Genomic DNA, 1,318 nt, shown 5'->3' on the forward strand with positions numbered 1-1,318 from the left:
TGGATGCCGAGGTTGTGTTGGTAGCTGGTGTCGATGGCGGTGTCGTATTCTGCTGGTGCACCGATGTCATTGGTAGTGGCTGTGGTGTTGTGGGTGATCAGGTCTGTTGCTGTGGAAAGTGCGTCTTGACCCCATCGTTGGTCCCTGGCGATCTTGACCGGATCGTCAGGGACTTCTGTATGTAGATACAGCCACCAATCCATCACTGTGCGTTGATGCGGTAGTGATAGTCCGCGGTGTCTGCGGGCTAGTTCTTTTATGGGGGCGTTGATGCCACCTTCGAGGCTGTTTGTTGTTGCTGCAAGGTTGTCGGGGTCGATGGTTGTTGGTGGGGGTTGCAGGTAGGTAAACAGCAGGTCTCTGCGGTGCAGAGATAGCAATGATTGATAGGCCGCTCGGACGCGTTGGTGGGTGTAGACCTTGGTGTAGGCGCCGGTAGCAGGGTCTTTGATGGTGGTTTTCTCGTTCATCCATTCCCGGTAGGTGTGGTCGAATTCGTGCAGGTGGGCGACCCATGTGGATGCTTGGTCAAGGTCGGTGATGCGAGTGAGTTTCAGGGCTAGGCGGTAGAGGGTTTTGCCGGCATCGGTGCGGGGGTTGCTGGTGGTGTGGCGGCGGACTGTTCGTTGGGCGTGGACGAGGCAGCGTTGGATGCGTGTTGTTGGCCAGCAGTGGTGGATGGCTGATTGGGCACCTTGTCCGCCGTCTGTGACTGCGATTAGTGGTGCGGCAATGGGGCGTAGGAGTTCGGTGTAGGCGGCGGTGGTTTCGTGTCTGGCCCAGGTCCAGTTGATGACGTGGGTTTTACTGGCTGCGATCAGGAGGCATCCGGACTTTAGATAGGTCGCGTCGAGGAAGATTTGGTCATGGATGCGGAATGAGTCGATGGTGGGTGTGGGGATGATCCACCAGCACCATCGGAATCGGTGGTGCATGGTTTGCCTGGTTACGCCATGGTGTGCGGCGAAGGTGGTTAGAGATTGGGTGCCGGTGGCCCATTGGATGAACAAAGCCATGGTGGCGGTGTTTTTGTTGTGGGTTTGGGTGTTGCGGGTAAAGGAGTGTCCGCAGTGGGTGCAGCGCCAACGGGTGGTTGATTTGCTGGTGGTGCCGTTTTTCTTTGTGTTGTTGCCGCATAGTGGGCAGCTGGGGCGGTTGGTGGTCATCCTTTAATCCAACCGGTGTGCGGTTAGCACAAATGTGGCCGGAGGTGCGGGATGGTGTGGGTAATAGCTTTCGGGGAGCTATTCTTTGGTGATTTGTGGTGTGTGGTCTGGGGTTATGGTGGCATGCGGACACACTTTTCTTTACTTAACCC

Annotated in this window: 1 protein-coding gene; it reads right to left on the reverse strand. The window is 56.6% G+C overall.

The window, feature by feature from the left end; genetic code table 11:
• Positions 1 to 1,166, reverse strand: a 1,166-nt coding sequence (locus CRD20_RS11010) for an IS256-like element IS3503 family transposase (RefSeq protein ID WP_187405402.1), incomplete at its 3' end; no start/stop codon positions are given.
• Positions 1,167 to 1,318: the final 152 nt, after the last annotated feature.

The sequence above is a fragment of the Corynebacterium sp. LK33 genome, from assembly GCF_014334955.1.
GTDB lineage: Bacteria > Actinomycetota > Actinomycetes > Mycobacteriales > Mycobacteriaceae > Corynebacterium > Corynebacterium jeikeium_D.